The following is a 26,228-nucleotide window of genomic DNA, read 5'->3' on the forward strand; positions in this document are numbered from 1 at the left end:
CCGTCTCAGCCGTCGCGCCGCCGCCTCGGCGGCGGCGCCAGCCGCCAGCCGGTGCCGGTCCACTGCACGAGCCCGGCGATCTCCAGCCCGGGCAGCACCCGCACCGCCTCCAGCGGGTCGCACCCGGCGACGGCGGCCAGCCGCTCGGCGCTCACACCCACCCGGACCGGGCAGGCGTCGAGCACCCGGCGGGCGAGGTCGGTCAGGCCGTCGCCGGCCCGGGCGGGCCGCTCCGGCGGGTCGGCGAGGTCGACCCCCAGACCGCCCACCGCCTCGACCACCTGGGCGGCGTTGCCCACCAGCCGGGCGCCCACGTCCTCGTCGCGCAGCAGGTCGTGGCAGCCCACCGACATCGCGCTGGTGACCGGCCCGGGCACGACCAGCACCGCCTTGCCCAGCCGCTGCGCCCGCCGGGCGGTGGCCTGCGCGCCGGAGCGGGCGGCCGCCTCGACCACCACCGTGCCGCGGGTGAGCCCGGCGATGATCCGGTTGCGGACGAGGAAGCGGTGCCGGTGCGGGGCGGCGCCGGGCGGCCACTCGCTGACCAGCAGGCCGCCGGAGTCGACGATCCGGCTGAACACCGTCGAGTGCGCGGCCGGGTAGGCGCGGTCCACCCCGCAGGCCAGGACCGCGACCGTCGGGGCGCCGGCGGCCAGGGCACCGCGGTGCGCTGCGACGTCGACGCCGTAGGCGCCGCCGGACACCACGGTCCAGCCGCGCTCCCCCAGCTCGTGGCCCAGCTCCCCGGCCACGTGCTCGCCGTAGGCGGTGGAGGCCCGGGAGCCGACCACGGCCACCGAGCGGTCGACGACCTCGTCGAGGCGGGCGGTGCCGCGCACCCACAGCGCCACCGGCGGCACCAGCGCCGTGGTGCGGTCGGCCTGCTCGACGTCACCGTCGCGGCCGACGACCGCCAGCGTCAGGGAGTGCAGCGGCAGCACCGGCCACTCGTCGTCCTCGGGCAGCACGAGGCGAGCGCCGCAGCGCTCGGCGCGGTGCAGGTCGGCCAGGCTGGCGTCCTCGACGGCGCGGGCGCCGACCAGCGCCCGGGCCCCCTCCGGCGCCGTCCCGGCCCGCAGGGCGCGCACGGCGGCCACCGGGCCGACGTCGTCGACCCAGCGCCAGAAGCCGACCGACCCGGGTTCGGCGGCGCGCGTCAGCCAGGCCCGCGCGCGCCGGATGCCGGGGACGCCGACCCCGTCGACCGCCGCCGGGCCGTCCAGCGCGCCCTCGAGGTCCTCCTCCAGGGTCGGGGCGCTCATGCCGCCACCCGCTGCAGCCGCATGCCCAGCGCCTCGGCCACGTCGTCGCCGTCGGGCACCGCGCGCCCGCCGAGGTCGGCCAGCGTCCAGGCCACCCGCTGCACCCGGTCGAGGCCGCGGACCGACAGCAGCCCGCGCTCCAGCGCCCGCTCGGCCAGGGTGAGGGCCGCGCGCGGGACCGGCCACCGCTCCCGCAGCAACCGGCCGGGCACCTGGCTGTTGAGCGCCAGCCCCGCTCCGCCCAGCCGCGCGGCGGCCGTCTCCCGGGCGGCGGCCACCCGGCCGGCGACCGCCGCGCTCGGCTCGGGTGGGTCCTGTCCGGCCAGCCAGGCCGCCCGCGTCACCGCCGGGAGGTCGACCCGCAGGTCGATGCGGTCCAGCAGCGGCCCCGACAGCCGGGCCTGGTAGCGGCGCCGCTCCAGCGGGCTGCAGGTGCACGCCGCGTCACCGGCCGCGCTGGCGCAGGGACAGGGGTTGGCGGCGAGCACCAGCTGGGCGCGGCACGGGAAGGTCGCCGCGCCCGAGGCACGGGCGATGGTCACCTCGCCGCGCTCGAGCGGCTGGCGCAGCGTGTCGAGGGTGGCCCGGGGGAACTCCGGCGCCTCGTCGAGGAAGAGCACGCCACGGTGGGCCCGGCACAGCGCCCCCGGCCGGATGACCCCCGATCCCCCGCCGACGAGCGCGGCCATCGTCGCCGAGTGGTGGGGCGACTCGAACGGGGGCCGGCTCAGCAACGGCGCGCCGGGCGGCAGCGTCCCGGCCACCGAGTGGATGGCGGTGACCTCCAGCGCGGCCCGCTCGTCGAGGACGGGCAGCAGACCCGGCAGCCGCTCGGCCAGCATCGTCTTGCCGGCGCCCGGCGGGCCGGTGAGGAACAGGTGGTGCCCACCGGCGGCGGCCACCTCGACCGCGCGCCGGCCCGCGGCCTGACCGACCACGTCCCCGAGGTCGGGTGCCGGCGCGGGGCTCGGCAGCGGCCCGCGGACGTGCGGGGCCAGCGACGCCCGTCCGGACAGGTGGGCCACGAGGTCGCCGAGCGTGGCCGCGGGCAGCACGGCGACCCCGGCGACCAGGGCCGCCTCCTCGGCGTTACCGGCCGGGACGACGACCGTGTCGTGCCCGGCCTGCGCGGCCGCCAGCACCGCCGGCAGGACGCCGCGCACCGCCCGCACGGAGCCGTCGAGGCCGAGCTCGCCGAGCAGGACCAGGCCGTCGGCGGAGTCGGCGGGCAGCGTGCCGGCGGCGGCGAGCACGGCGGCGGCGAGCGCCAGGTCGAAGCCGCTCCCCTGCTTGGGCATCGACGCCGGCGACAGGCCGATGGTGATCCGGCGCATCGGCCAGGAGGCGCCGGTGTTCACCACCGCCGCCCGCACGCGGTCGACCGACTGGCGGACCACCGCGTCGGGCAGGCCGACCAGCACCACCCCGGGGACGCCGGCGGACATGTCCACCTCGACCTCCACCATCGCCCCGGCCACCCCGGCCAGGCCGACCGACCAGGTGCGGGCCAGCGTCACGAGAAGGCCCCGGGCAGGTGGGTGACCAGCGGCAGGCCCGCGGGCGGCACGAGCACGCCGACGACGTCGAAGCGGAGGTCGGGGGCGTGCTCGTCGTGCGCGGCCAGCCAGCGCTGCGCCAGCAGCCGCAGCCGCCGCTGCTTGGCCGGGGTCACCGCCTCGACGGGGTGGCCGAAGCCGGTGCCGCGCCGGGTCTTGACCTCGCAGAAGACGATCGCCGACCCGTCGCGCGCGACGATGTCGAGCTCCCCGTCGCGGCAGCGCCAGTTGCGGTCGAGGACGCGCAGGCCGGCGTCGGTGAGGTGGGCCGCGGCGATCGCCTCGCCGCGGCTGCCGAGTGCGGTGGTGGTGGACACGCGGCGACCGTCGCCCGCGGTGCGGCCCCGGGGTGGCCGGGAGGGCGGTCTGTGGACGGCGCAGGGGCCTGTGGACGGCCGGACCGGTGCCGTCCGCCCGGGAGGTCAGCCTCCCGGGCGTGGCGAGATCAGGTGATGCGGGGCCCGTCGGGCAGCTCGAGGTCGGGCTTGTCCAGCTCCTCGACGTTGACGTCCTTGAAGGTCAGCACGCGGACGTTGCGGACGAAGCGGGCCGGCCGGTACATGTCCCAGACCCAGGCGTCGGACAGCTTGAGCTCGAAGAACACCTCGCCCCCGGCCTCGCGCACCTGCAGGTCGACGGAGTTGGCCAGGTAGAAGCGCCGCTCGGTCTCCACCACGTAGGTGAACTGCCGGACGATGTCCCGGTACTCGCGATAGAGCTGCAGCTCCATCTCGGTCTCGTACTTCTCCAGGTCCTCGGTGCTCATCGCGGCTCTCCGGAGACAGTGGGCATGCCCCCATCATCGACCATGCCGCCGGGACCGGTCAGCTGGAGCTCCCGACCGGCGTGTGCGTGCCGGGCCCGGACGACGTTGACGAAGCGCGACCGGTGCTCCGGGCAGGGGCCGTGACGCTCCAGCGCGGCGGTGTGCGCCTCGGTCGTGTAGCCCTTGTGCACCGCGAAGTCGTACTCAGGCCAGCGCTCGTGCAGGTCGAGCATGGTGCGGTCCCGGGTCACCTTGGCCAGCACCGACGCCGCGGCCACGCAGGCGGCCACCCGGTCGCCCTTCCACACCGCGAGGGTGGGCAGACCGAGCCCGGGGACGGCGAACCCGTCGGTGAGCACGTAGTCGGCGGGCGGGTCCAGCGTGCTCACCGCGCGGCGCAGCGCCTCGAGGTTGGTCACGTGCATCCCCCGCGCGTCGAGGTCGGCGACCGGGATCGTCACCACCGACCACGACACCGCCCGCTCGACCACCTCGTCGTAGACGCGGTCGCGGGCGGCGGCGGTGAGCAGCTTGGAGTCGGCCAGCCCCGGGACGCGGCCGCGGCGCCCGGCAGGCAGCACGCAGGCGGCGGCCACCAGCGGCCCGGCGCAGGCGCCCCGGCCGGCCTCGTCGGCACCGGCCACGGCGGCAAAGCCGCGCCGGCGCAGCGAGCGCTCCATGTCCCACAGCGCGTCGTCGGGGCGGTCCGCAGCGGGGAGGGCGGGGCGGCGGGGGCGGGCGGACGGTGCCGCGGCCACCCGGTGCGGGGAGGGAAGAGGGCCGGCCATCGCCGTCCGACAGTACGTCGGGACCCGGACGGTCGGAGCGCCCGGCGGCGGGGACGACCGCGGGCCGGTCCCCGGGGACAGAGGGGACCGGCCCGCGGACCGGAGCCAGGCCGGTCGGGCCCGGCGGCGCCCCGCACGGACCGCCGAGGAGGCGGGCGGTCCGGCCGGGGCCGGGAGCATCGCCCCTCAGACCTCCGCGGCGGCCGCGGCCGGGGTGGCCAGGCCGTGGGCGCCGCAGGTGCAGCTGCCGCCGCCACGCGAGGAGAGGACCAGCGAGACCGCGTGCGCCCGGTCGCGAGCACCCAGCTTGCGCAGGATCGCCTTGACGTGCGACTTGACGGTGTCCTCGCTGATGAACAGGTTGCGGCCGATCTGCCGGTTGGACTGGCCCTGGATGAGCTCGTCGAGCACGTCGGACTCGCGGCGGGTCAGGGGCACCTCGGGGGTCAGCGGCTTGCCGACGGGGGCGGCACTGGGCTCGACGCGGCGGATCTGCGGGTCGACGACGGTGCGGCCGGCGCGGGCGGCCAGGATGGCCCAGCCCAGCAGGGTCGGCGAGGTGTTGAGCAGCAGGTAGCCGCGGACGCCGGCGGCGACGGCCTCGTTGACCACGGCCGGGTCCTCGGAGGTGGCCAGGGCCACGACCGCCACCCGCGGGAAGCGGCGGCGCAGGTCGCGGACGACGTTGAGCGTGGCGGCCCGGCCGGCACCCATCTCGACGACGACGGCATCGGGGCGGGCGGTCTCGACCAGGGTCAGCGCCCGGCGCAGCTCGCCCGGGGTCCCCACCGACTGCATGCCGGCGGTCTCGTTGATCATGCTGACCAGACCGCGGCGCAGGACGGGGGCGTCGGCGAGGAGGAGGACGCGGGTGACGCCTCGGGCGGCGCTCGCCATGGGTGCGGACACGACTTACTCCATTTCGGTGAACCGAGTTGCTCTCGAACACCTCATCGGAGTGGATTGACGGGTCCTTTACCCCTTTTCCGGATTTTCTCGCGCCGGTCCGGAATGGCGGTCGATTACGCCGGCAGTCACACCGGTAACGCAGAACGGTCACCTCCCGCACATTGTCGACATGCGGACGCCATTTTCGGGGAATGGCACCCGGCGACGACGGTCTCCTCCCGGACGCGTCGACGGCGCCGTCCCGGAGGGGACGACGCCGTCGACGGGGAGCGGGCGGGTCGGGTCAGCCGCTGCCGGCACGGCGGGACCGCCGCCGGCGCAGCCAGGCCGTCACCGGCAGCGCGCCGGTCACCCCGGCGGCCAGCGGCAGCGCGGAGGCCACCGGCGTCGCGGTGCCGACCGCGCCCGCACCGGGCGGGGCGGCTGCCTGCGTGCCCTGGATGTCGGGGTCGTCGAGGGTGCCGAAGCGGTCGACCGGCCAGACGATGAGCGCCGCCTTGCCGATCACGTCGTCGACGGCGACGGTGCCGCTGTAGCGGTCGCCGACGTGCGAGCGCGAGTCGGCCGAGGCCGACCGGTGGTCACCCATCACCCACAGCCGCCCCTCCGGCACGGTGACCGGGGCGAACGCGCGGCTCTCCCGCGGGGTGTCCTCGTAGACGTAGGGCTCGTCGAGCGGCTGCCCGTCGACGACCACCCGCCCCTCGCCGTCGCAGCACTCGACGGTCTGGCCACCGGTCGCGATGACCCGCTTGACGTAGTCGTCCTCGCTCGGCGGCGCGACGCCCACCGTCCGGCCCAGCCACAGCAGCGCGCCGGTGAGCCAGTTGGAGGGGTCCTGGACCTCGACCTCGGGCACCCAGGTGTCGGGCCCCTGGAACACCACGATGTCGCCCGGCTCGGGCTCGCCGAACCAGTACGGGATCTTGTTCACCAGCACGCGGTCGCCGGTGCACCCCGGGCAGCCGTGCAGCGTCTGCTCCATCGACCCCGAGGGGATGAAGAACGCCTGCGCGAAGAAGGTCTTCACGACCAGGGCGAGCACGAAGGCCACCAGCAGCAGCACCGGCAGCTCCCGCAGCAGGGAGCTCTTCTGCTCGGGCCGCTCGCGGCGGCGGCGCCCGGAGCGGCGGCCGGCATGCTCGGCTCCGGGCTGGGGCTCGTCCCCCGGGACGACGTCGGCGGGCCCCCCGGACCGGTCGCTGCTCATCGGGAGTCAGCGTACGGCCGCGGGGAGCCCGCCGTGGTCGGACCCGGCCGCTGCGGGGCCGGGGTCACGCGAGGGTCAGCGCGCGACGGTCTCGCGGCGCTCCTTGATCTTGGCGGCCTTGCCGCGCAGCTCGCGCAGGTAGTACAGCTTGGCGCGGCGGACGTCACCGCGGGTCACGACCTCGATCTTCTCGACGACCGGGGTGTGCACCGGGAAGGTGCGCTCCACGCCCACGCCGAAGCTGACCTTGCGCACGGTGAAGGTCTCGCGGATGCCACCGCCCTGGCGGCGGATGACCGCACCCTGGAAGACCTGGATGCGCGAGCGGTTGCCCTCGACGACGCGGACGTGCACCTTGACGGTGTCCCCGGGGCGGAACTCGGGGATGTCGTCGCGCAGCGAGTCGGCGTCGAGTACGTCCAGGGTGTTCATCGCGGCATTCCTCGGTCTCAGCAGTGGCTCGTCGTCGGCCCGGGCAGCGGGGTGCCCCGCGCGCCGGACCAGGTGGCTGCGACTCCGGGAGGGAGTGCCCGTCGGCGGGCGCCTCCGGTCTGCAGCAGCTCTCTACTGTGCCACATCCGCAGCGGCCTGCCGAGCGCGGGCCGGGGCGGACCGCTCAGTCCACCACGCGGGGTGGCCGGCGCCACGGTCCGGCGAGCAGCTCGGGCAGCACCGCGGCCAGCTCCCGCGGGGCGAACTCCTCCTCGGCGGCGGCCACGTCCGCGGCCGACCACCAGCGGTGCGGCTCGGCGCCGAGCACCTCGAGCTCGGTGCGGCCGGTGGCGTCGACCTCGTGGACGACGTCGCGCAGGACGAAGAAGGTCTCCCGCGAGTCGACCTGCACGCCGGCGAAGGAGCCCACGTGCCGCCGGAACCACACCGGGCCCTCCAGCGCCGAGGGCTCGACGACCAGCCCGATCTCCTCGGCGAGCTCGCGGGCGGCGGCCTCGCGCACGCTCTCGCCGTCCTCCACTCCCCCGCCGGGCGTGTACCAGAAGAGCACGTCGCCGGGCGGGACCGCCGGGTCGGTCAGCCGGGCGCCGAGCAGCAGCACCCGGCCACCGGGGTCGAGGACGACCACCCGCGCGGTGGGGCGGACCCAGGCGTGCTCAGGCACCGTCGAGGACCGCGCGGTCGGCCGGGCCCAGGGCGTCCTCGGGCAGCGCGGCCAGCAGGTCGGGGCGCCGGGCGGCGGTCCGCCGCAGCGACTCCGCGCGCCGCCAGCGGGCGATGGCGGCGTGGTCGCCGGAGAGCAGCACGGGTGGCACGTCGAGCCCGCGCCAGGACGCCGGGCGGGTGTAGGAGGGGCCTTCGAGCAGCCCGTCGGCGTGCGAGTCGTACTCGACCGACTCGCGGTTGCCCACCACGCCGGGGATCAGCCGGGTGACCGCCTCGACCATGACCAGGACCGCGGACTCGCCGCCGGCGAGCACGTAGTCACCGATGGAGACCTCCGACACCGGCCCGTGCTGCGCGGCCCAGTCGGCGACGCGCTGGTCGATGCCCTCGTAGCGGCCGCAGGCGAAGACCAGGCCGGGCTCGGCGGCCCACCCGGCGGCGACGGCCTGGGTGAAGGGGCGCCCGGCGGGGGTGGGCACGACCAGGCGGGTGCCGGACGGGCGGACCGCCTCCAGGGCGCGCGCCCAGGGCTCGGGCCGCATGACCATCCCGGGCCCGCCGCCGTAGGGGGCGTCGTCGACGGTGCGGTGGACGTCGTCGGTCCACTGCCGCAGGTCGTGCACGCCGATGGCGACCAGCCCGCGCTCGGCGGCCTTGCCCAGCAGCGACTGGCGCAGCGGCGCCAGGTACTCGGGGAAGATCGTGACGACGTCGACGCGGTAGGCGGTCACAGGTCGAGCAGGCCCTCGGGCGGGTCGACGACGACGAACCCGCCCGCCAGGTCGACGGTCGGCACGATGGCGGCGACGAAGGGCACCAGCAGCTCCCGGCCGCCGTCGCGGGACACGACGAGCAGCTCGGCGCCCTCGTGGCGGACGGCGGTGACGGTGCCCAGCGGCGCGCCGTCGGCCAGCCGGGCGGCCAGGCCCACCAGCTGGTGGTCGTAGAAGGACTCGGGGTCCTCGAGCTCGGGCAGGTCGGCGACCGGGACCTCGAGCAGGGTGTCGCGCAGGGTCTCGACGTCCTCGCGGCTGTGGTAGCCCTCGAAGGCCAGCAGCAGCACCTCGCGGTGCCAGCGGGCGCCGGCCACGGTGAGCGGCCCGCGGGCGGCGGGGTCGGTCAGCAGCACGGCGCCGGGGACGAAGCGGTCGTCCGGGTCGTCGGTGCGGACCTCGACGGTCGCCTCACCGCGGACACCGTGGGGCCGGCCGATGCGGCCGACCACCACGGTGTCCGGTGGGGTGTCCACTGCGTCCAAGGGACGGGAGGCGCTCAGCGCCCGTCGGTGTCGACGACGTCGACCCGCACGCCGCGGCCGCCGACGCCGGTCATCACCGTGCGCAGCGCCTTGGCGGTGCGGCCGCCGCGGCCGATCACCTTGCCGAGGTCGTCGGGGTGCACCCGGACCTCGAGGGTCTTGCCCCGGCGACCGCCCACCACGTCCACGGTGACGTCGCGCGGGTGGTCGACGATGCCCTTGACCAGGTGCTCGAGCGCCTCTTCGAGCACGTCTTACTCGGCGGACGTCGTCGGGGCGCCGCCGGCGGCCGGGCCGTCGCCGGCGGCCGCGGAGGCCTCGGCGACCGTGTCGGCGGGCGAGTCGGCCTTGGGGGCGGCCTTCTTCTTCGGGGTGGTCGCACCGGCGGCCGGCTCGTCGCCGTTGCTGCGCACGGCCTCCTCGTAGAGGGCCTTGCGGTCGGGCTTGGGGGCGGCGACCTTCATCGGCGGCGGGGCCGGCTCGCCCTTGAACCGCTGCCAGTCGCCGGTGACCCGGAGGATGGCCGCGACGGCCTCGGTCGGCTGCGCGCCGACGCCGAGCCAGTACTGGGCGCGCTCGCTGTCGACCTCGATGAAGGAGGGGTCCTCCTTCGGGTGGTACTTGCCGATCGTCTCGATCGAGCGGCCGTCGCGCTTGGTGCGGGCGTCGGCGACGACGATGCGGTAGTACGGCGCGCGCATCTTGCCCAGTCGCATGAGCTTGATCTTGGTGGCCACGGTGGCTCGTGTTCTCCTCGAACGCTGTCTGTCGGTGCTCGCCGGACGGACGCGTGGGGTTACGCCGGGGCGGAGCCAGGGACACGGCCGGCAGCGGTGAGAGGGCCGCACACCGCCGTGTTCGACCGACCATGATGCCAGATGCCGGGAGGTGCGCAGTGACCAGCCGGGGACTGCTCCACCACGTGGAGCTGTGGGTGCCCGACCTCGCCCGGGCGGAACGCTCCTGGGGCTGGCTGCTCCCCGCGCTGGGCGCGGCGCCGTACCGGTCGTGGGAGCACGGCCGGTCCTGGCGGCTCGGCGGTGTCTACGTCGTCGTCGAGCAGTCGCCGGCGCTGGCCGCCGGCACCCACGAGCGGCTGCGCCCGGGCCTGAACCACCTGGCGTTCTGGGCCGGGGACGCCGCCGCCCTCGACGCCCTGGTGGCCGAGGCCCCCGTGCACGGGTGGCGGCTGCTGTTCGCCGACCGCCACCCGTTCGCCGGCGGCCCGCAGCACCGGGCGGCCTACCTCGAGGACGCCGACGGCTACGAGGTCGAGCTGGTCGCCGACCGCACCTGAGCGAGGACGGCGGCCGCGGCGTCGGCCACCGGCACCTCCGACCGCTCCCCCGTCGCCCGGTCGCGCAGCTCGACGACGCCCTGGCCCAGCCCGCGGCCGACGGTGACGATCGTCGGCATCCCCAGCAGCTCGGCGTCCTTGAACTTCACGCCGGGGCTCACCTTCGGGCGGTCGTCGTACAGCACGGTCAGCCCGGCGCCGACGAGCTCCTGCGCGAGCGACTCGGCGGCGGTGAAGACCGCGGCGTCCTTGCCCGTGGCGACGACGTGCACGTCGGCCGGCGCCACCTCCCGGGGCCAGACCAGGCCCAGCTCGTCGTGGGTGGACTCGGCGATCGCGGCCACGGCCCGGGAGACGCCGATGCCGTAGGAGCCCATCGTCACCGTGACGAGCCTGCCGTTCTCGTCGAGCACCTCCAGGCCGAGGGCGGCGGCGTACTTGCGGCCGAGCTGGAAGATGTGCCCGAGCTCCACGCCGCGGGCCAGCTCCAGCGGGCCGGAGCCGTCGGGCGCGGGGTCGCCGGCGAGCACCTCGGCGGCCTCGACGACGCCGTCCCAGGTGAAGTCGCGGCCGGCGACCAGGTCGAACACGTGCTTGCCCGGCGCGTTGGCGCCGGTGACCCAGCGGGTGCCGGGGACGACGCGCGGGTCGACGAGGTAGCGGATGCCCGAGGCGCTGCCGGCGCCGAGCACCTGGGGGCCGATGTAGCCCTTGACCAGCTCGGGGTGCGCGTCGAACTCGGCGAACGGCTCGACCTCGGCCGGCGCGACCTGCGCCTCGAGCCGCTTGGCGTCGACCTCGCGGTCGCCGGGGAGGCCCACGACCAGGGGCTCCCGGGTGCCGTCGGGGTGCACCAGCGTGACGACGACGTTCTTCAGCGTGCTCGCCGCCGTGTAGCCGGCGTCGGGGAACAGCTGCCGCGCGACGGCGACCAGCGTCTCGATGGTCGGGGTGTCGGGGGTGTCCTCGACGTGGGCGGCGGGCAGGCCCTCGAGCGGGACCGGCTCGGGGACGACGGTGCTGACCGCCTCGACGTTGGCGGCGTACCCGCCGGGCGAGCGGACGAAGGTGTCCTCGCCGATCGCCGTCGGGTGCAGGAACTCCTCGCTGCGCGACCCGCCCATGGCGCCCGACATCGCCGAGACGATGACGTACTCCAGGCCCAGGCGGTCGAAGACGCGGATGTAGGCGTCGCGGTGCGCGGCATAGCTCTTGTCCAGGCCGGCGTCGTCGACGTCGAAGGAGTAGCTGTCCTTCATCGTGAACTCGCGGCCGCGGAACAGCCCGGCCCGGGGCCGCGCCTCGTCCCGGTACTTGGTCTGGATCTGGTACAGCGACAGCGGCAGGTCCTTGTAGGAGGAGTACAGGTCCTTCACCAGGAGCGTGAACATCTCCTCGTGGGTGGGGCCGAGCAGGTAGTCGACGCCCCGGCGGTCCTGGAGCCGGAAGAGGTTGGGCCCGTACTCGGTCCAGCGGTTGGTGGCCTCGTAGGGCTCGCGCGGCAGCAGCGCGGGGAAGTTCACCTCCTGCGCGCCCATCGCGTCCATCTCCTCGCGGATGACGCGTTCGACGTTGCGGAAGACGCGGTAGCCCAGCGGCAGCCAGGTGAAGCCGCCCGGCGCGGCCCGCCGGATGTACCCGGCCCGCACCAGCAGGCGGTGGCTGGGGACCTCGGCGTCGGCCGGGTCGTCGCGCAGGGTGCGCAGGAACAGCGTCGACATGCGAAGGAGCACGGGGGGAGTCTCCCAGGCCGGAGCGAGCCCGTTCCGCGAGGCCGCCGTCCTCCCGCACCGCAGCGCGTCCTCCCTGACGTCCCACCGTCGGGTCGGGCACGCGACGACCAGGGTCCCTGGTCATCGCGGCGCCCTCAGACGACGCGGCCGCGCAGCACGGTGAGGACGGGGCGGGTCAGGGTGTCGAGGTCGGTGCGCGGGTCGCTGTCGTAGACGACGACGTCGGCCGGCGCGCCCTCCTCGATGCCCGGCAGGCCCAGCCACCGCCGCGCAGCCCACGACGCCGCGGCCAACGCCGCCTCGGCGGGGAGGCCGGCCTGGCACAGCGCGCGCACCTCGTCGGCGATCCGGCCGTGCTTGATGCCGCCGCCGGCGTCGGTGCCGGCGAACACCGGCACCCCGGCCTCGTACGCGGCGCGGACGACGGCGCCCGACTGCGCGTACAGCCGCCGCATGGTGCTCGCGTAGGCCGGGAACCGCTTCTCCCCCGCCGCCGCGAAGCCGGGGAAGTTCTCCACGTTGACCAGCGTCGGGACGACGGCGGTGCCGCGCGCGGCCATCTCGCCGACGAGGTCCTCGGTCAGCCCGGTGCCGTGCTCGATGCAGTCGATGCCCGCGCGGACCAGGCCGGGCAGCGCGTCGGTGCCGAAGGTGTGCGCGGTGACCCGGGCGCCCTCCTCGTGCGCGGCCGCGATCGCCGCGGCCAGGGCGTCGGCCGGCCACTCGGGCGCCAGGTCGCCGACCGAGCGGTCGATCCAGTCGCCGACCAGCTTCACCCAGCCGTCGCCGCGGCGGGCCTGCGTGCGGACCGCCCCGACCAGCCCGTCGGGCTCGATCTCGACGGCCAGGCCCGGGATGTAGCGGCGGGTGCGGGCGACGTGCCGGCCGGCCCGCACGATCGTGGGCAGGTCGGGCTCGCCGTCCAGGGCCCGGGTGTCCACCGGCGAGCCGCAGTCGCGCAGCGCCAGCACACCGGCGGCGCGCTCGGCCAGCGCCTGCTCCCGCAGGCCCGGCAGGTCCTCGACCGACACCCCGCCGGGGCCGATGCCGACGTGGCAGTGCGCGTCGACCAGCCCGGGCAGCAGGAAGCCGTCCCGGCTGACGGTCTCCGCTCCCGGTACCGCCTCGAAGGTCACCCGGCCGTCGCGGACCCACAGGTCGCGGTGCTCGCCCTCGGGGAGGACGACACCGCGGAGGTGCAGCGCGGGGGCGCTCACCGCCCGGGCCGCTCGTCCCCGAACTTGCTGAAGTCGAGCTTGGACAGGTCCGGCAGCGCCTGGCCGGGCGGCAGCGACGGCATCCCGCCGGGCAGCGGGCCGGGGAAGCCGGCGCCGGTCGGCAGCCCGGGGGCGCCCATCGGCCGACGGGCCGGGGCCTTGCTCTTGCCGCCCTTCTTGCCCTTGCCCTTCTTGGCGGACTGCGCCTGCATCTGGCGGCCGCGGGCCTTCTTCGACATCGGGCCCATGCCCGGCAGGCCCATGCTGCCGGCCATCTGGCCCATCATCTTCTGGGCCTGCGCGAAGCGCTCCAGCAGCTGGTTGACCTCGGTGACGGTGACGCCGGAGCCGTTGGCGATGCGCACCCGCCGCGACGCGTTGATGATCTTCGAGTCGACCCGCTCCTGCGGGGTCATCGAGCGGATGATCGCCGCGGTGCGGTCGAGGTCGCGGTCGTCGACCTGCTTGAGCTGCTCCTTCATCGCCCCCGCGCCGGGCAGCATGCCCAGCAGGTTGGCGATCGGGCCCATCTTGCGGATGGCCATCATCTGCTCGAGGAAGTCCTCGAGGGTGAACCCCTCCCGGCTGGCGAGCTTGCCGGCCATCTTCTCGGCCTGGTCGGCGTCGAAGGCCTGCTCGGCCTGCTCGATGAGGGTCAGCACGTCGCCCATGCCGAGGATGCGCGAGGCCATCCGCTCGGGGTGGAAGACGTCGAAGTCGGTGAGCTTCTCGCCGGTGGAGGCGAACATGATCGGCTGCCCGGTCACGTAGCGCACCGACAGGGCGGCACCACCCCGGGCGTCGCCGTCGAGCTTCGTGAGGACGACGCCGCTGAAGCCGACCCCGTCGCGGAACGCCTCGGCCGTGGTGACGGCGTCCTGGCCGATCATCGCGTCGACGACGAACAGCGTCTCGTCGGGACGCACGGCGTCGCGGATGCCGGCGGCCTGCGCCATCAGCTCGGCGTCGATGCCCAGCCGGCCGGCGGTGTCGACGACGACGACGTCGTGCTGGGTGCGGCGGGCGTGCTCGACGGAGTCGGCGGCCACCCGGACGGGGTCGCCGACGCCGTTGCCCGGCTCGGGCGCGTAGACGTCGACGCCGGCCTGCTGGGCCACGATCGAGAGCTGGTTGACCGCGTTGGGCCGCTGCAGGTCGCAGGCCACCAGCAGCGGGGTGTGACCCTGACCCTTGAGCCAGCGGCCGAGCTTGCCGGCCAGCGTGGTCTTGCCGGAGCCCTGCAGGCCGGCCAGCATGATCACCGTCGGCGACTGCTTGGCGTGGCGCAGCCGGCGGGTCTCGCCACCGAGGATCTGGATGAGCTCCTCGTTGACGATCTTGATGACCTGCTGCGCGGGGTTGAGCGCCTGCGAGACCTCCGCCCCGCGGGCCCGCTCCTTGACGGCGTTGATGAAGGCCCGCACCGCCGGCAGCGCGACGTCGGCCTCCAACAGCGCGATGCGGATCTCGCGCGCGGTGGCGTCGATGTCGGCGTCGGTCAGCCGGCCCTTGCCCCGCAGGCCGGTGAAGACCTTGTCGAGGCGGTCGGAGAGGGTCTCGAACACAGCACGTCCTCGTCAGAGCTCGCGGCGTGGCCCGCCCGGTCGGCGCGCGACCGGCGACACGGCGACGGCCGCGGTCCGGCCGGGCCTGCACGCCTCCTGGTGTCCAGCGTATCGAGAAGCGGCCACCGCTCCGCTGCTCCGCGGGCGCGGGGCGGGCCGGACCCCCTCTCAGGCCGAGTCGGCCGAGGGCCGCTCGCGCACCACCAGGGCCAGGAAGTCCCCGACCCGCACGTGCCCCTCCAGCGGGTGCCGGAACCGGCCGTGGTCGACGACGGTGTAGTGGTTGCGCCGCCCCACGCGCTCGCGGACGACGTAGCCGGCCTCCTCCAGGTCGGCCAGGATCATCTGCACCGACCGCTCGGTGATGCCCACGCGGCCGGCGATCTCGCGGATGCGGGCCTCGGGGTCGGCGGCCAGGCTCACCAGCACGTGCCCGTGGTTGGAGAGGAAGGTCCACCCCGGCGGCGACGCGGTCACGCGGGCACCGTACGCGCGGCGGGCACCCGATCTCAGGCGGCGCGGTGTCCGGCCACCGCCCGGACCACGGCCTCCAGGCCGCCGAGGAAGAACGCGGTGCCGCAGTCGGAGCACACCCACTCGGGGCACTCGGCGCCGTCGGCGGCGTGCCCGTCGACGCACGGGGGCTGCTCGAACACCCGCTCGTCGCCGCAGGTCGGACAGGGCCAGTGCTGCTGGGCGTCCACGGGGGCTCCTCGACGGTCGGCGACGGGACCGTTCCGTCCCGCTCGGCTGCGACGGTCCCACGCCCCACCGACAGTCCCGGGGAGCTCAGCCCGGTGTGTCCCCTCCCCCGCTGTGCGCGGGGTCGGGGACCGCGCCCCGCGTGGCGGCGACCAGGGCCGTCTCCACCCGCGCCCGCTGCCCGGCGTCGATGCGCTCCCCGGTCGGGCTGACCACGTAGAAGTAGTCGGCGGCGTCGGCGCCCAGGGTCTCGATCCGCGCCGAGGTGACGTCGAGCCCCTCGGCGGCCAGCGCCGCGGTCAGCCGGTAGAGCAGGCCCGCCCGGTCGGCGGCGCGCACCTCGACGATGCTGGTCGCCTCCCCGCTGACCTCCGAGTCGTGCCAGGAGATCCGCGGCGCCGTGGCGCGTCCGGTGCCCTGCCGGTAGTCGGCCTCGCGCTGCCGCAGCCGGTCGGCCAGCGGCAGCGTCCCCTCCAGCGCGGCGCGGACGGCGTCGGCCAGGATCGTCGGCTGCGGCGCCCGGCCGAAGCGCGGGCGGACGGCGAACACCGCCGTCGCCCGCCCGTCGACGACGTTGACCTTGGCCGCCCGGACGTCGAGCTGGTTGAGCGCGAGCACCCCCGACAGCCGGCTGAACAGCCCCGGGCGGTCCGGCGCGCCGATGGTCACCTGCTGACCGTCGGCGACGTCCTCCACCCCGACGGTCACCGCGCCGTCGGCCCCCGCGGCCCGCACGCTCGGCTCGGTCGGGTGCAGCACCGGGTCGGCGTCGGCGTCGGCGGACGGCGCGCCGCCCAGCCGCGCCTGCACGCGGGCCACCAGGTGGGCGACCAGGTGCGCCTTCCACGGCGACCAGGCCGAGCTGCTGGTCGCCGCCCCGTCGGCCTGCGCCAGCGCGTGCAGCAGCTGCAGCACCTGCGCGTCCCCGCCGATCGTCGCCGCGACCCGGTCGATGGTCGCCGGGTCGTCGATGTCACGCCGGACGGCGGTGTCGGGCAGCAGCAGGTGGTGGCGCACCAGCGTGCCGAGGGTGGCGGCGTCGACGTCGGAGAAGCCCATCCGCGCGGCGATCCCGGCGGCGACCGGCTCGCCCACGACGCTGTGGTCGCCGGGCCAGCCCTTGCCGACGTCGTGCAGCAGCGCGGCCACCAGCAGCAGGTCGGGCCGGTCGACGTCGTGGGTGAGCTCGGCGGCCGCCGCGGCCGCCTCGACCAGGTGCCGGTCGACGGTGTACCGGTGCCACGGGTGGCGCTGCGGCAGCGAGCGGACACGGTCCCACTCGGGCAGCAGCCGGGCCAGCAGCCCCTCCTGGTCCAGCTGCTCGATCACCGGCACGGCCGGGCGGCCGCTGGCCAGCAGCCGCAGGAACGACCAGCGCACCTCGGCCGGCCACGGCTCGGGCACCGGCGGGGAGTGCACGGCGAGCACCCTGAGCGTGTACGGCGAGAGCAGCAGGTCCTCGCGGGCGGCGGCCGCGGCACCGCGCAGCAGCAGCCCCGGGTCGGCGGCCGGGCGGGCGTCGCGGGCGAGCACGACCTCGTCGCCCTGGCGCACCACGCCCTCGGCCAGCGGCTCGCGGCGGATCCGCCGGTAGCGGGCGCGGGGCCGGCGGACCAGTGCCGCCTCGACCCGCCGCCAGGTGTCGTCGGCGACGAAGGCCAGCCGGCGGCCGGCCAGGCTCACCTCGCGCAGCAGCCGGTCCTCGTCGGCAGCGCCGTCGGTCACGAACCCGAGGGCGGCCGCGACCGGCCGCTGCTCCTGCCGGACCAGGACGTCGCCGGGGCGGCCGGTGCGGCGGCGCAGCTCGTCGCGCACGTCGAGCAGGAAGGCGTAGACGGCCTCGACCTCGGCGGAGGGCTCGTCGACCAGCTGGGCGGCGGCGACGGCGCGCAGCACCTGCCCCTCGCGCAGGCCGCCGTAGGCCTCCTTGAGGTCGGGCTCGAGCAGGAAGGCCAGCTCCCCGACCTGCCGGGCGCGCGTGCGGCGCAGGTCGCGCAGCTGGGGCAGCAGCCGGCCCGCCGACTGCCGCCAGCTGGCCAGCGTCGCGGTGCGCAGCGCGCCGGCCAGCCCCGCGTCGCCGGCGACCAGCCGGGCGTCGAGCAGGCCGAGCCCGGCCTTGACGTCGGTGGAGGCCACCGAGACCGCCTCGGCCACCGACCGCACCGAGTGGTCCAGCCGCACGCCGGCGTCCCAGATCGGGTACCAGACGGCGTCGGCCAGGGCGGCGACCTCGGGGCGGCCGTCGTGCACCAGCACCAGGTCCAGGTCGCCGTGCGGCGGGGGCTCGCGGCGGCCGAGGCTGCCGACGGCCACCAGTGCGACCCCGTCGGCGCCGGTCCGCGGAGGCGGCCCGCCGCGGCGCTGGCGCGGCGGCGGCGTCCCGGCGACGGCGTCGGCCAGCAGGCCGCCCAGCCAGCCGTCGAGCACCCGCACCCGCTCGGCGCGCGACAGGTCGGGCAGCGACCCCAGGTCCGGCACGGTCCCCCCTCGGTGGTGGCGTGTGGAACGGCGCCGGCCGGGGCGGTGGTCCCCCACCGCCCCGGCCGTCCTCCGGTCTCGGGTCAGGACCCGCTCAGAGCGCGTCCTCGCCGCGCTCGCCGGTCCGGACCCGCACGATCTCGTCGATCGTGGTGACCCAGACCTTCCCGTCGCCGATCTGGCCGGTGGAGGCCGACTCGACGACGGCGTCCACCACGCGGGCGGCGTCGATCTCGCCGACGACCACCTCGATGCGGACCTTGGGCACGAAGTCCACCTGGTACTCCGCGCCGCGGTAGACCTCGGTGTGCCCGCGCTGGCGGCCGAAGCCCTGGACCTCGCTGACCGTCAGCCCCGTGATCCCGATCAGCTCGAGGGCGTTCTTGACGTCGTCGAGCTTGAACGGCTTGACGATCGCGGTGACGAGCTTCACACCCGGCTCCCTTCCGTGAGGTTCGTGCCCCGGGCCTCGGCGCGGGACTGGCCGCCGGCCGCGAGGGCCGAGCCGCCACCGCCACCGAGCGAGGCGAGGTCGTACCCGGTCTCGGCGTGGACGACGCCGTCGATGCCGGCGACCTCGTCCTCCTCGGGGATGCGGAAGCGCATGACCTTGGCGATGACGCCGCCGATGACGAGGGTGAGGACGAACGAGTAGACCAGGACGGCGAGGGCGCCCAGCGCCTGCCGCCACAGCTGGTCGACGCCGCCGCCGTAGAACAGCCCGTCGACGCCGGCCGTGGTGGCCGCCGAGGCGAACAGGCCGACGGCGACGGTGCCCCAGAGGCCGCCGATGAGGTGCACGCCGACGACGTCGAGCGAGTCGTCGTAGCCGAGCCGGTACTTCAGGCCGACGGCGAGGGCGCACAGCACGCCGGCGACCAGCCCGACGGCGATCGCGCCGAGCGGCGTGACCGAGGAGCAGGCCGGGGTGATGGCCACCAGGCCGGCCACGACGCCGGAGGCCGCGCCCAGCGAGGTGGCGTGCCCGTCGCGGAGCTTCTCGGTGAGCAGCCAGCCGAGGGTGGCCGCGCCGGTGGCGGCGAGCGTGGTGACGAACACCTCGGCGGCCTGGCCGTTGGCGGCCAGCGCGGAGCCGGAGTTGAAGCCGATCCAGCCGAACCAGAGGATCCCGGCGCCGATCATGACCAGCGGCAGGTTGTGCGGCCGCATCGGGTCGCGGCCGAAGCCGCGCCGCTTGCCCAGCACCAGCGCGAGCGCCAGGCCCGCGGCACCGGCGTTGACGTGCACCGCGGTGCCGCCGGCGAAGTCGATGGCCAGCAGGCCGTTGGCGATCCAGCCGCCGGTCTCGGACTCCGCGCCGTCGAAGGCGAACACCCAGTGGGCGACCGGGAAGTAGACGAGCGTGGCCCAGACGCCGGCGAAGACCATCCACGGGCCGAAGCGGGCCCGGTCGGCGATCGCGCCGGAGATCAACGCCACGGTGAGGATGGCGAAGACGCCCTGGAAGGCGACGAAGGCCAGCGACGGGACGGTGAAGACCAGGTTGTCGGGTGCGAACGCGCCCTCCAGGCCGGCCGTGCCGATGAGCGAGGACAGCCCGAAGAACTCGAACGGGTTGCCGAGCAGGCCGCCGCCGACGTCGTCGCCGAAGGCCATCGAGTAGCCGTAGAGCACCCAGAGCACGCTGATCAGCGCGAGCGCCCCGAAGCTCATCATCATCATGTTGAGGACGCTCTTCGCGCGGACCATGCCGCCGTAGAAGAGCGCCAGACCGGGGGTCATGAACAGCACCAGCGCGGCGCTGACCAGGACCCAGGCGGTGTCACCGGTGTCCACGGCGACCTCCTGACCGTGTGGTGTGGCAGGGCCACAGAGCGGACCCGGGACGCGGGGGGCACCCGGGGTGCGTCGGGCCGCGCCCGCTCCCGGCCACCGGTGGCCGACGGGGTGGGCGACGCGGCGTTCACCGTGCCGGGCCGGTGTTTCCGGGGGCGTCGTCCGCCTGTTTCCGGTCGGTGAACTCCCGGCCGCGTGTCCGCGCGGCGTGTGTCGGCCGTGTTGCGCACGCCCCGCCCGGGGTCCGGCGTCCCGGCGGACCTGCCCGATGCGACAGCTGTGCAGTTGCAACTCGTGTGCAATAAGGTCGCCGCGGTGCGGCGCCCGGCCGCCCCGACGCACCCTGGAGGTCCGCCCGTGCACGTCCCCGACGGGTTCCTGGACGCACCGACGTCCGTGGCCACCGGCGCGGTGGCCGCCGGCACGGTGGCGATCGCCCTGCGCGGTGCGCGCCGCGAGCTCGACGAGCGCACCGCTCCCCTGGCCGGCCTGACGGCCGCCTTCGTCTTCGCGGTGCAGATGGTGAACTTCCCCGTCGGCGCCGGCACCAGCGGCCACCTGGTCGGGGGCGCGCTGACGGCGGTCCTCGTGGGGCCGTGGACGGCGGTGCTGTGCATGACCGTCGTCCTCGTCGTGCAGGCCGTGCTGTTCGCCGACGGCGGCCTCACGGCGCTGGGCACCAACGTCACGCTGCTGGGCCTGGTGGCCGTCGCCGTGGGCTACGGGGCGTACCGGCTGCTGCTGCCCGTGCTGCCGCGCACCCGCACCGGCGTGCTCGTCGCGGCCGGCACCGGGGCCTTCCTCTCGGTGCCCGCCGCCGCGGTGACCTTCGTCGGGCTCTTCGCCGCCGGCGGGGTGGCCGACGTGCCGCTGGGCACGGTGCTGGCGGCCATGGGCGGCGTGCACCTGCTCATCGGTCTGGGCGAGGCGGCGATCAGCGTCGCGGTGCTCGCCGCGGTGCTGTCGGTGCGGCCCGACCTGGTGCACGGCGCGGCGCACCTGCGCCGGCCGGCCGACCTGGCCAGCCGTCCGGGCCTGCGCGACCGGGAGCCCGTGCGATGAGCCGCCGTGTGAGCCGCCGTGTGAGCCGCCGTGCCTCCTGGATCGCCGGGCTGCTGGTCACGCTGCTGGTCGCCGGCGTCGTCAGCTACTACGCGAGCGCGCACCCCGACGGCCTGGAGTGGGCCGCGGGCCGGGCCGGCTTCGCCGACACCGCCGAGGACAGCGCCGCCGCCGGCTCGCCGCTGGCCGACTACGGCGTGGCCGGGGTCGGGGACGGCCGGCTCTCCGGCGGGCTGGCCGGCGTCATCGGCGTCGCGGTCACCCTGGTGCTCGCCGGCGGGCTGACCCTGCTGCTGCGCCGCCGCGACCGGCAGCCGGCCGGCGCCTCCTCCTCCCGGGACTGACCGTGGGCGCGGGGCACGGCGGGCCGCTCGGCGCGGCCTACGTGGCCGGCACCAGCGCGGTGCACCGCCTGGAGCCGCACACCAAGCTGGTCGCCGTCCTCGCGTTCGCGCTGGTCGTCGTCGCCACCCCCGTGCACGCCCCCTGGGCGCCGGCGGCCTACGCCGGGTACGCCGTCCTGGTCCTCGCCGCGGCCGCGGTCGCGCGGGTGCCGGCCGGGCGGCTGGCCCGCGGGCTGCTCGTCGAGGTGCCGTTCGTGGTGTTCGCGCTGCTGCTGCCGCTGGTGGCGCGGGGCCCGCGGGTGGAGGTCCTGGGCCTGTCCCTGTCGGAGAGCGGGCTGACCGCGGCCGGCGGGCTGCTGGCCAAGGCCACGCTGTCGGTGCTGGCCGCCACGGTGCTCGCCGCCACCACCGAGCCGCGCGAGCTCGTGCGCGGCCTGCAGCGGCTGCGGCTGCCCGCGGTGCTCGTGCAGATCCTGGCGTTCATGGTGCGCTACGCCGACGTCGTCACCGGTGAGCTGCGGCGCATGCGGGTGGCGCGGGAGTCCCGTGGCTTCCGCGGCCGCGGCCCCGGCGCGCTGCGGGTGGTGGCCACCTCCGCGGGGGCGCTGTTCGTCCGCTCCTACGAGCGCGGCGAGCGGGTGCACCTGGCGATGCTCTCCCGCGGCTCCACCGGCCGGCTGGTCACCGGCCCGGCCGCGGCGGTCCCCCTGCAGGCCTGGCTGACGGCACTGGCGCTGCCCCTCGGCGCCGGGGCGGTGCTGGCGGCGGGGATGCTGCTGGGGTGAGCACCGCCCCGCCCAGCCTGCTCGTCGAGGACCTCGCGTTCGCCTACCCCGACGGGCACCAGGCGCTCTTCGGGGTCGACCTGCGCGTCGGGCGCGGCGAGCGGGTGGCGCTGCTCGGCCCCAACGGCGCGGGCAAGACGACGTTGGTGCTGCACCTCAACGGCATCCTCTCCGGCGGGCGCGGGCGGGTGAGCGTGGCCGGGCTCCCGGTCGAGAGGCGGAACCTGCCCGAGGTGCGGCGGCGGGTGGGCATCGTCTTCCAGGACCCCGACGACCAGCTGTTCATGCCCACCGTCGGTGAGGACGTCGCCTTCGGGCCGCGCAACCTCGGGCTGCCCGAGCCGGAGGTCGCCGCCCGGGTGGCCGCCGCGCTCGACCAGGTGGGCATGGCCGGTGCGGCCGACCGCCCGCCGCACCACCTGTCGTTCGGCCAGCGCCGCCGCGTGGCCGTGGCCACCGTGCTGTCGATGCACCCGGAGGTCCTGGTCCTCGACGAGCCCTCCTCCAACCTCGACCCGGCCGGCCGGCGCGAGCTGGCCGAGGTCCTCGAGGCGCTGCCGGTGACGGTGCTCATGGTCACCCACGACCTGCCCTACGCCCTGCAGCTGTGCCCGCGCTCGGTGGTGCTCGACGGCGGGGTCGTGGTGGCCGACGGGCCCACCCGCGAGCTGCTCGCCGACGCCGACCTGCTGGCCCGCCACCGGCTCGAGCTGCCCTATGGGTTCGACCCCACGCGCGTCTGAGCCGGGGCGAGCGGGTCGGCGGGCAGCAGCGCGGCTCCCGCGGTGTGGCCGGCGAGCAGCTTGGCGTAGAAGACCGGCGCGAACCACGGCGCGGCGGCCGAGGGGCCCAGCGCCCGGTCGAGCAGCACGCCCCCGGCCGTCGCGGCCAGCCCGAGGACGCGCCGGGTGCGGCGGTCGCGGGTGGCCGTGAGCAGCGCGGTGGCCGCCAGGAGGTAGCCGTGGAGCGCGGCGGCCCACCGCAGCCGCGCCCCCCTGTCCCCCGGACCGGCCGGGTCCAGCCACGCCAGCACGACGGGGTGCAGGTGCGCGGCGGCGAAGGCGAGGTGCTGGCGCGGCCCCTGGCCCGGGCGGTGGTACCAGCGCGCCGCTGCCGGGGTGTTGTTGCACCACGCCCCGCCCCACAGGTCGAGCGCGAGCAGCCGCAGCACCGCGGCCCCCGCCGTCCCGGTGCGGCCGCGGCCGAGCGCGGGTGCCAGCACGCCCCCGGCCAGCCCCAGCCCGAGGCTGCCCGAGTTCTCGACGGCTCCCGCGCCGGGACCGGCGATCCGGTCCCACGTACCGGCCGGACCCGTGCGGGGGACCGGCCCGTGACCTCCGTGCAGGGGCCCGCCGCGAGCTCGCGGGTGGCGGGGCGCACGGGGGTCCTCCATCAGTCCGCGCCGCCCACCAGGCCCTCGGCGAAGACCTCGGGCTCGAAGGGCGCCAGGTCGTCGGCGCCCTCCCCCAGGCCGATCAGCTTGACCGGGATGCCCAGCTCCCGCTGCACCGAGACGACGATGCCGCCCCTGGCGGTGCCGTCGAGCTTGGTGAGCACGATGCCGGTGACCTCGACGGCGGCGGTGAACACCCGCGCCTGCACGATCCCGTTCTGCCCGGTGGTGGCGTCGAGGACCAGCAGCGTCTCGGTGACCGGGCTCTGCTTCTCCACGACCCGCTTGATCTTGCCCAGCTCGTCCATCAGGCCCGACTTGGTGTGCAGCCGCCCGGCGGTGTCGACGACGACGGTGTCCACCTCGGCCTCCACGCCGGTGCGCACCGCCTCGAACGCCACCGACGCCGGGTCGGCGCCCTCCCGCCCGCGGACGGTGAGCACGCCCACCCGCTCGCCCCAGGTCTCGAGCTGGTCGGCGGCCGCGGCGCGGAAGGTGTCGGCGGCGCCCAGCACCACGCTCCGGCCGTCACCGACGAGCACGCGGGCGATCTTGCCGACCGTCGTCGTCTTGCCCGCGCCGTTGACACCGACCACGAGGACGACGCCGGGGCGGCCCTCGCGGCGGTCGGTGCCCAGGGTGCGGTCGAGGTCGGGGCCGAGGACGGCGGTCAGCTCGCGGACCAGCAGGGCGCGCAGGTCGGCGGGCGAGGCGGTGGCCAGCACCATCGCCTGGGTGCGCAGCCGGTCGACGATCTGGGTGGTGGCCGCGACGCCGACGTCGGCGGCCAGGAGGGTCTCCTCGACCTCCTCCCAGTCGTCCTCGGTGAGCCGCTCGCGCGCCAGCACGGTGAGCAGGCCGCGGCCCAGCGAGGACTGCGAGCGGGCCAGCCGGGACCGCAGCCGCACCAGCCGGCCGGCCGAGGGCGGCGGGGTCTCGAAGACCAGGTCCGGCTCGGCGACGGCGGGCGGGAGCTCGACCTCCGGCGGCGCGTCGGGGGTGACGGCGTCCGGCTCGGCCGGGGCCACGCCCAGGCCCGAGGCGGTCGCACCCGCGGGCGGTCGCTCGGCCGTGGGCGGGGCCGCGGGCGGGCGGGGCCGGGTGAGCGTCGTGCCGGAGGCGGCGTCGTCGTCCAGCCGGGTGGTGCGGCGGCCGCGGCCGACCAGCAGACCCACCCCGGCGACCAGGGCCACGAGGACGATCGCGATGGCGATCAGCACGAACTCCATGCCGGTCAGTCTCCCAGCCCGCGCACAGCCGGCCCTGGGCGGAACCCAGGTCGGTGGGACAGGCTGGGGGCATGTCGCTGCCCGGGTCAGACACCCCCACCCTGCTGCTCGGCCCCCTGCTGCGGCACGTGGACCCCGTCTCGGCGACCGTCTGGGTCGAGACAGACCGCCCCTGCGACGTGGAGGTCCTCGGCCGCCGCGCGCGCACCTTCCGCGTCGGCCGGCACTGGTACGCCCTCGTCCTCGTCGAGGGGCTCGAGCCCGGCAGCACCACGCCCTACGAGGTCCGCCTCGACGGCGTCCGGGTGTGGCCGGAGGAGTCCGCGCCGTTCCCGCCCAGCCGGATCCGCACGCCCGGCCGGCCGGGACCCTTCCGGCTGGCGTTCGGCTCCTGCCGCTACGCCGCGCCCACGACCGTCGACCTCGCCGACGGCATCCCGCCCGACGCGCTCGACGCCTACTCCGTGCGGGTGGCCGCGATGCCCGAGGAGGAGTGGCCCGACGCGCTGGTGCTGCTCGGCGACCAGGTCTACGCCGACGAGCTGACGACGGCGACCCGCGACTGGCTCTCCCGCCGCCGCGGCGAGCCGGTGCCCGAGGACGGGCAGGTGCGCGACCTGGAGGAGTACACCCGCCTCTACGCCGAGTCGTGGAGCGACCCGCAGGTGCGCTGGCTGCTGTCGACCATCCCGTCGTCCATGGTCTTCGACGACCACGAGATGATCGACGACTGGAACACCTCGGCCGCCTGGCGCGCCCGCGTCACCGCCACCGACTGGTGGGACGAGCGGATCTCCGGCGGCCTGGTCAGCTACTGGGTCTACCAGCACCTGGGCAACCTCAGCCCCCAGGAGCTGGCCGGCAACGCGACCTGGCAGGCGGTGCGGGCGCTGCCCGCCGACGCCGACGCCGAGCCGGTGCTGCGCGAGATGGCGCGGGCCGCCGACCGCGACCCCCGCACGGTGCGGTGGAGCTACGTGCGGCACTGGGGCGAGGCCCGGCTGCTGGTGGTCGACAGCCGGGCCGGGCGGGTGCTCGACGAGCACGCCCGCCGGATGGTCGACGACGAGGAGTTCGCCTGGATCGAGGCCGCGGTGCGCCAGGCGGTCGAGGACGGCGTCGAGCACCTGCTCGTCGGCACGTCGCTGCCCTGGCTGCTCCCCCACGCCATCGACTCCGTCGAGCGGTGGGACGAGGCGCTGGCGGTGCGCCACCACGGCCGCCCGCTGGGCCGGCTCGCCGAGGCGCTGCGGCAGGCCGCCGACCTCGAGCACTGGGCCGCGTTCGGGCACTCCTTCGACCGGCTGACCGCCGCGCTGACGGCGCTGGCCCGCGGGGAGCACGGCCGGGCGCCGTCGACGGCGGTGGTGCTCTCCGGCGACGTCCACCACGCCTACGCCGCCGAGGTGGTCTCCCCCGGCGACCTGACCACCCGGGTGCACCAGCTGACGGTCTCCCCGCTGCACAACCAGGCGCCGCACCCCATCCGGGTGGGCTTCCGCATCGGCTGGAGCCGCTGGGCGCGGCGGCTGACCGGCGCGCTCGCCCGGACCGCGCGGGTGCGGCCGCCCTCGGTGGAGTGGACGAAGGCCGCCGGGCCCTACTTCGGCAACCAGGTCGGCGAGCTGGTGCTCGAGGGCCGGCAGGCGCGGTTCGTCCTGCACGTCACCGGCACCGACCCCGACGCCGGCGCGGAGCTGCGGACGGTGCTCGACCTCCCGCTGGCCGACCCGGTCGCAGCGGAGGTGACAGGCTGAC

At 76.2% G+C, this 26,228-nt stretch carries 29 protein-coding genes; 6 read left to right on the forward strand and 23 right to left on the reverse strand.

Annotated features, from left to right (window positions below; all coding sequences use genetic code 11):
- Window positions 1-5 precede the first annotated feature (5 nt).
- The 13 genes from dprA to rpsP all read right to left on the reverse strand — a co-directional run bounded on the left by dprA (window position 6) and on the right by rpsP (window position 9,605).
- Window positions 6-1,262, reverse strand: a complete 1,257-nt coding sequence (gene dprA, locus BMZ33_RS03755) for a DNA-processing protein DprA (RefSeq protein WP_091108058.1) — start codon at window positions 1,260-1,262, stop codon at window positions 6-8.
- Window positions 1,259-2,779: a YifB family Mg chelatase-like AAA ATPase gene (locus BMZ33_RS03760; RefSeq protein ID WP_091108060.1), complete on the reverse strand. Its 1,521-nt coding sequence runs from the start codon at window positions 2,777-2,779 to the stop codon at window positions 1,259-1,261. The genes dprA and BMZ33_RS03760 overlap by 4 nt, the downstream gene beginning before the upstream one ends.
- The gene (locus tag BMZ33_RS03765; protein ID WP_091108063.1) at window positions 2,776-3,135 is read right to left on the reverse strand and encodes a YraN family protein; all 360 of its coding nucleotides are present in this window, start codon (window positions 3,133-3,135) and stop codon (window positions 2,776-2,778) included. The genes BMZ33_RS03760 and BMZ33_RS03765 overlap by 4 nt, the downstream gene beginning before the upstream one ends.
- 128 nt (window positions 3,136-3,263) lie before the next feature.
- Window positions 3,264-3,584 carry a DUF2469 domain-containing protein gene (locus BMZ33_RS03770; RefSeq protein ID WP_073421822.1) on the reverse strand — a complete coding sequence of 107 codons (321 nt, stop codon included), beginning with the start codon at window positions 3,582-3,584 and terminating at the stop codon, window positions 3,264-3,266.
- Window positions 3,581-4,372: a ribonuclease HII gene (locus BMZ33_RS03775; protein WP_091108066.1), complete on the reverse strand. Its 792-nt coding sequence runs from the start codon at window positions 4,370-4,372 to the stop codon at window positions 3,581-3,583. The genes BMZ33_RS03770 and BMZ33_RS03775 overlap by 4 nt, the downstream gene beginning before the upstream one ends.
- A 186-nt stretch (window positions 4,373-4,558) precedes the next feature.
- A complete protein-coding gene (locus BMZ33_RS03780) occupies window positions 4,559-5,281 on the reverse strand; it encodes a response regulator transcription factor (RefSeq protein WP_169063850.1) in 723 nt (240 codons plus the stop codon).
- 283 nt (window positions 5,282-5,564) lie between these two features.
- Window positions 5,565-6,491 (reverse strand): signal peptidase I, encoded by a 927-nt coding sequence (lepB, locus tag BMZ33_RS03785; RefSeq protein WP_091108069.1) that lies wholly within the window; start codon window positions 6,489-6,491, stop codon window positions 5,565-5,567.
- Window positions 6,492-6,566: 75 nt separating this feature from the next.
- A complete protein-coding gene (rplS, locus tag BMZ33_RS03790) occupies window positions 6,567-6,923 on the reverse strand; it encodes a 50S ribosomal protein L19 (protein WP_091108071.1) in 357 nt (118 codons plus the stop codon).
- Between the two features lie 184 nt (window positions 6,924-7,107).
- Entirely contained in the window at window positions 7,108-7,608 is a 501-nt protein-coding gene (locus BMZ33_RS03795; RefSeq protein WP_091108073.1) for an NUDIX domain-containing protein, read from the reverse strand.
- Window positions 7,601-8,341 carry a tRNA (guanosine(37)-N1)-methyltransferase TrmD gene (trmD, locus tag BMZ33_RS03800; protein ID WP_091108075.1) on the reverse strand — a complete coding sequence of 247 codons (741 nt, stop codon included), beginning with the start codon at window positions 8,339-8,341 and terminating at the stop codon, window positions 7,601-7,603. Before trmD ends, BMZ33_RS03795 begins: the two co-directional genes overlap by 8 nt.
- Window positions 8,338-8,859, reverse strand: a complete 522-nt coding sequence (gene rimM / locus BMZ33_RS03805; protein WP_169063851.1) for a ribosome maturation factor RimM — start codon at window positions 8,857-8,859, stop codon at window positions 8,338-8,340. Before rimM ends, trmD begins: the two co-directional genes overlap by 4 nt.
- Before the next feature lie 23 nt (window positions 8,860-8,882).
- The gene (locus BMZ33_RS03810) at window positions 8,883-9,119 is read right to left on the reverse strand and encodes an RNA-binding protein (protein ID WP_091108079.1); all 237 of its coding nucleotides are present in this window, start codon (window positions 9,117-9,119) and stop codon (window positions 8,883-8,885) included.
- Between the two features lie 3 nt (window positions 9,120-9,122).
- Window positions 9,123-9,605 (reverse strand): 30S ribosomal protein S16, encoded by a 483-nt coding sequence (rpsP, locus tag BMZ33_RS03815; RefSeq protein ID WP_091108081.1) that lies wholly within the window; start codon window positions 9,603-9,605, stop codon window positions 9,123-9,125.
- Window positions 9,606-9,763: 158 nt separating this feature from the next.
- Between rpsP and BMZ33_RS03820 the strand changes: the two genes are divergently transcribed.
- Window positions 9,764-10,165 carry a VOC family protein gene (locus BMZ33_RS03820; RefSeq protein ID WP_169063852.1) on the forward strand — a complete coding sequence of 134 codons (402 nt, stop codon included), beginning with the start codon at window positions 9,764-9,766 and terminating at the stop codon, window positions 10,163-10,165.
- Here the strand turns inward: BMZ33_RS03820 and BMZ33_RS03825 are convergent.
- From BMZ33_RS03825 to BMZ33_RS03860, 8 genes are all read right to left on the reverse strand, one after another.
- The gene (locus BMZ33_RS03825) at window positions 10,132-11,898 is read right to left on the reverse strand and encodes a proline--tRNA ligase (protein WP_091108083.1); all 1,767 of its coding nucleotides are present in this window, start codon (window positions 11,896-11,898) and stop codon (window positions 10,132-10,134) included. The genes BMZ33_RS03820 and BMZ33_RS03825 overlap by 34 nt on opposite strands.
- Window positions 11,899-12,032: 134 nt before the next feature.
- Entirely contained in the window at window positions 12,033-13,115 is a 1,083-nt protein-coding gene (locus tag BMZ33_RS03830) for an amidohydrolase family protein (protein WP_169063853.1), read from the reverse strand.
- Entirely contained in the window at window positions 13,112-14,680 is a 1,569-nt protein-coding gene (ffh, locus tag BMZ33_RS03835; protein WP_091108086.1) for a signal recognition particle protein, read from the reverse strand. The genes BMZ33_RS03830 and ffh overlap by 4 nt, the downstream gene beginning before the upstream one ends.
- Window positions 14,681-14,848: 168 nt before the next feature.
- Window positions 14,849-15,157: a helix-turn-helix transcriptional regulator gene (locus BMZ33_RS03840; RefSeq protein ID WP_091108088.1), complete on the reverse strand. Its 309-nt coding sequence runs from the start codon at window positions 15,155-15,157 to the stop codon at window positions 14,849-14,851.
- 32 nt (window positions 15,158-15,189) lie between these two features.
- Window positions 15,190-15,384, reverse strand: coding sequence for a hypothetical protein (locus BMZ33_RS03845; RefSeq protein ID WP_091108090.1), 195 nt, complete (start codon window positions 15,382-15,384; stop codon window positions 15,190-15,192).
- Between the two features lie 85 nt (window positions 15,385-15,469).
- Window positions 15,470-17,860, reverse strand: coding sequence for a [protein-PII] uridylyltransferase (locus tag BMZ33_RS03850; RefSeq protein ID WP_091108091.1), 2,391 nt, complete (start codon window positions 17,858-17,860; stop codon window positions 15,470-15,472).
- 94 nt (window positions 17,861-17,954) lie between these two features.
- Entirely contained in the window at window positions 17,955-18,293 is a 339-nt protein-coding gene (locus BMZ33_RS03855) for a P-II family nitrogen regulator (protein WP_091108093.1), read from the reverse strand.
- The gene (locus tag BMZ33_RS03860; protein WP_091108096.1) at window positions 18,290-19,657 is read right to left on the reverse strand and encodes an ammonium transporter; all 1,368 of its coding nucleotides are present in this window, start codon (window positions 19,655-19,657) and stop codon (window positions 18,290-18,292) included. Before BMZ33_RS03860 ends, BMZ33_RS03855 begins: the two co-directional genes overlap by 4 nt.
- Window positions 19,658-20,014: 357 nt before the next feature.
- Between BMZ33_RS03860 and BMZ33_RS03865 the strand changes: the two genes are divergently transcribed.
- The 4 genes from BMZ33_RS03865 to BMZ33_RS03875 are packed head-to-tail and all read left to right on the forward strand — an operon-like array spanning window position 20,015 to window position 22,591.
- Window positions 20,015-20,719 carry an energy-coupling factor ABC transporter permease gene (locus BMZ33_RS03865; RefSeq protein ID WP_169063854.1) on the forward strand — a complete coding sequence of 235 codons (705 nt, stop codon included), beginning with the start codon at window positions 20,015-20,017 and terminating at the stop codon, window positions 20,717-20,719.
- 8 nt (window positions 20,720-20,727) lie between these two features.
- Window positions 20,728-21,063 (forward strand): PDGLE domain-containing protein, encoded by a 336-nt coding sequence (locus tag BMZ33_RS23040; RefSeq protein ID WP_211202803.1) that lies wholly within the window; start codon window positions 20,728-20,730, stop codon window positions 21,061-21,063.
- 2 nt (window positions 21,064-21,065) lie between these two features.
- Entirely contained in the window at window positions 21,066-21,848 is a 783-nt protein-coding gene (gene cbiQ, locus BMZ33_RS03870; RefSeq protein ID WP_091108098.1) for a cobalt ECF transporter T component CbiQ, read from the forward strand.
- Window positions 21,845-22,591, forward strand: coding sequence for an energy-coupling factor ABC transporter ATP-binding protein (locus BMZ33_RS03875; protein ID WP_091108100.1), 747 nt, complete (start codon window positions 21,845-21,847; stop codon window positions 22,589-22,591). Before cbiQ ends, BMZ33_RS03875 begins: the two co-directional genes overlap by 4 nt.
- On the opposite strand, the gene BMZ33_RS03880 is transcribed toward BMZ33_RS03875, so the two are convergent.
- Together BMZ33_RS03880 and ftsY are read right to left on the reverse strand one after the other, a co-directional pair.
- A complete protein-coding gene (locus tag BMZ33_RS03880) occupies window positions 22,564-23,070 on the reverse strand; it encodes a hypothetical protein (RefSeq protein ID WP_136697191.1) in 507 nt (168 codons plus the stop codon). The genes BMZ33_RS03875 and BMZ33_RS03880 overlap by 28 nt on opposite strands.
- Window positions 23,071-23,240: 170 nt before the next feature.
- Window positions 23,241-24,470 (reverse strand): signal recognition particle-docking protein FtsY, encoded by a 1,230-nt coding sequence (gene ftsY, locus BMZ33_RS03885; RefSeq protein ID WP_091108103.1) that lies wholly within the window; start codon window positions 24,468-24,470, stop codon window positions 23,241-23,243.
- Window positions 24,471-24,541: 71 nt separating this feature from the next.
- On the opposite strand from ftsY, the gene BMZ33_RS03890 reads away from it, so the two are divergent.
- Window positions 24,542-26,227, forward strand: a complete 1,686-nt coding sequence (locus BMZ33_RS03890; protein WP_091108105.1) for an alkaline phosphatase D family protein — start codon at window positions 24,542-24,544, stop codon at window positions 26,225-26,227.
- Window position 26,228: the final 1 nt, after the last annotated feature.

The organism is Geodermatophilus dictyosporus, from assembly GCF_900115505.1.
Classification (GTDB): Bacteria; Actinomycetota; Actinomycetes; order Mycobacteriales; family Geodermatophilaceae; genus Geodermatophilus; species Geodermatophilus dictyosporus.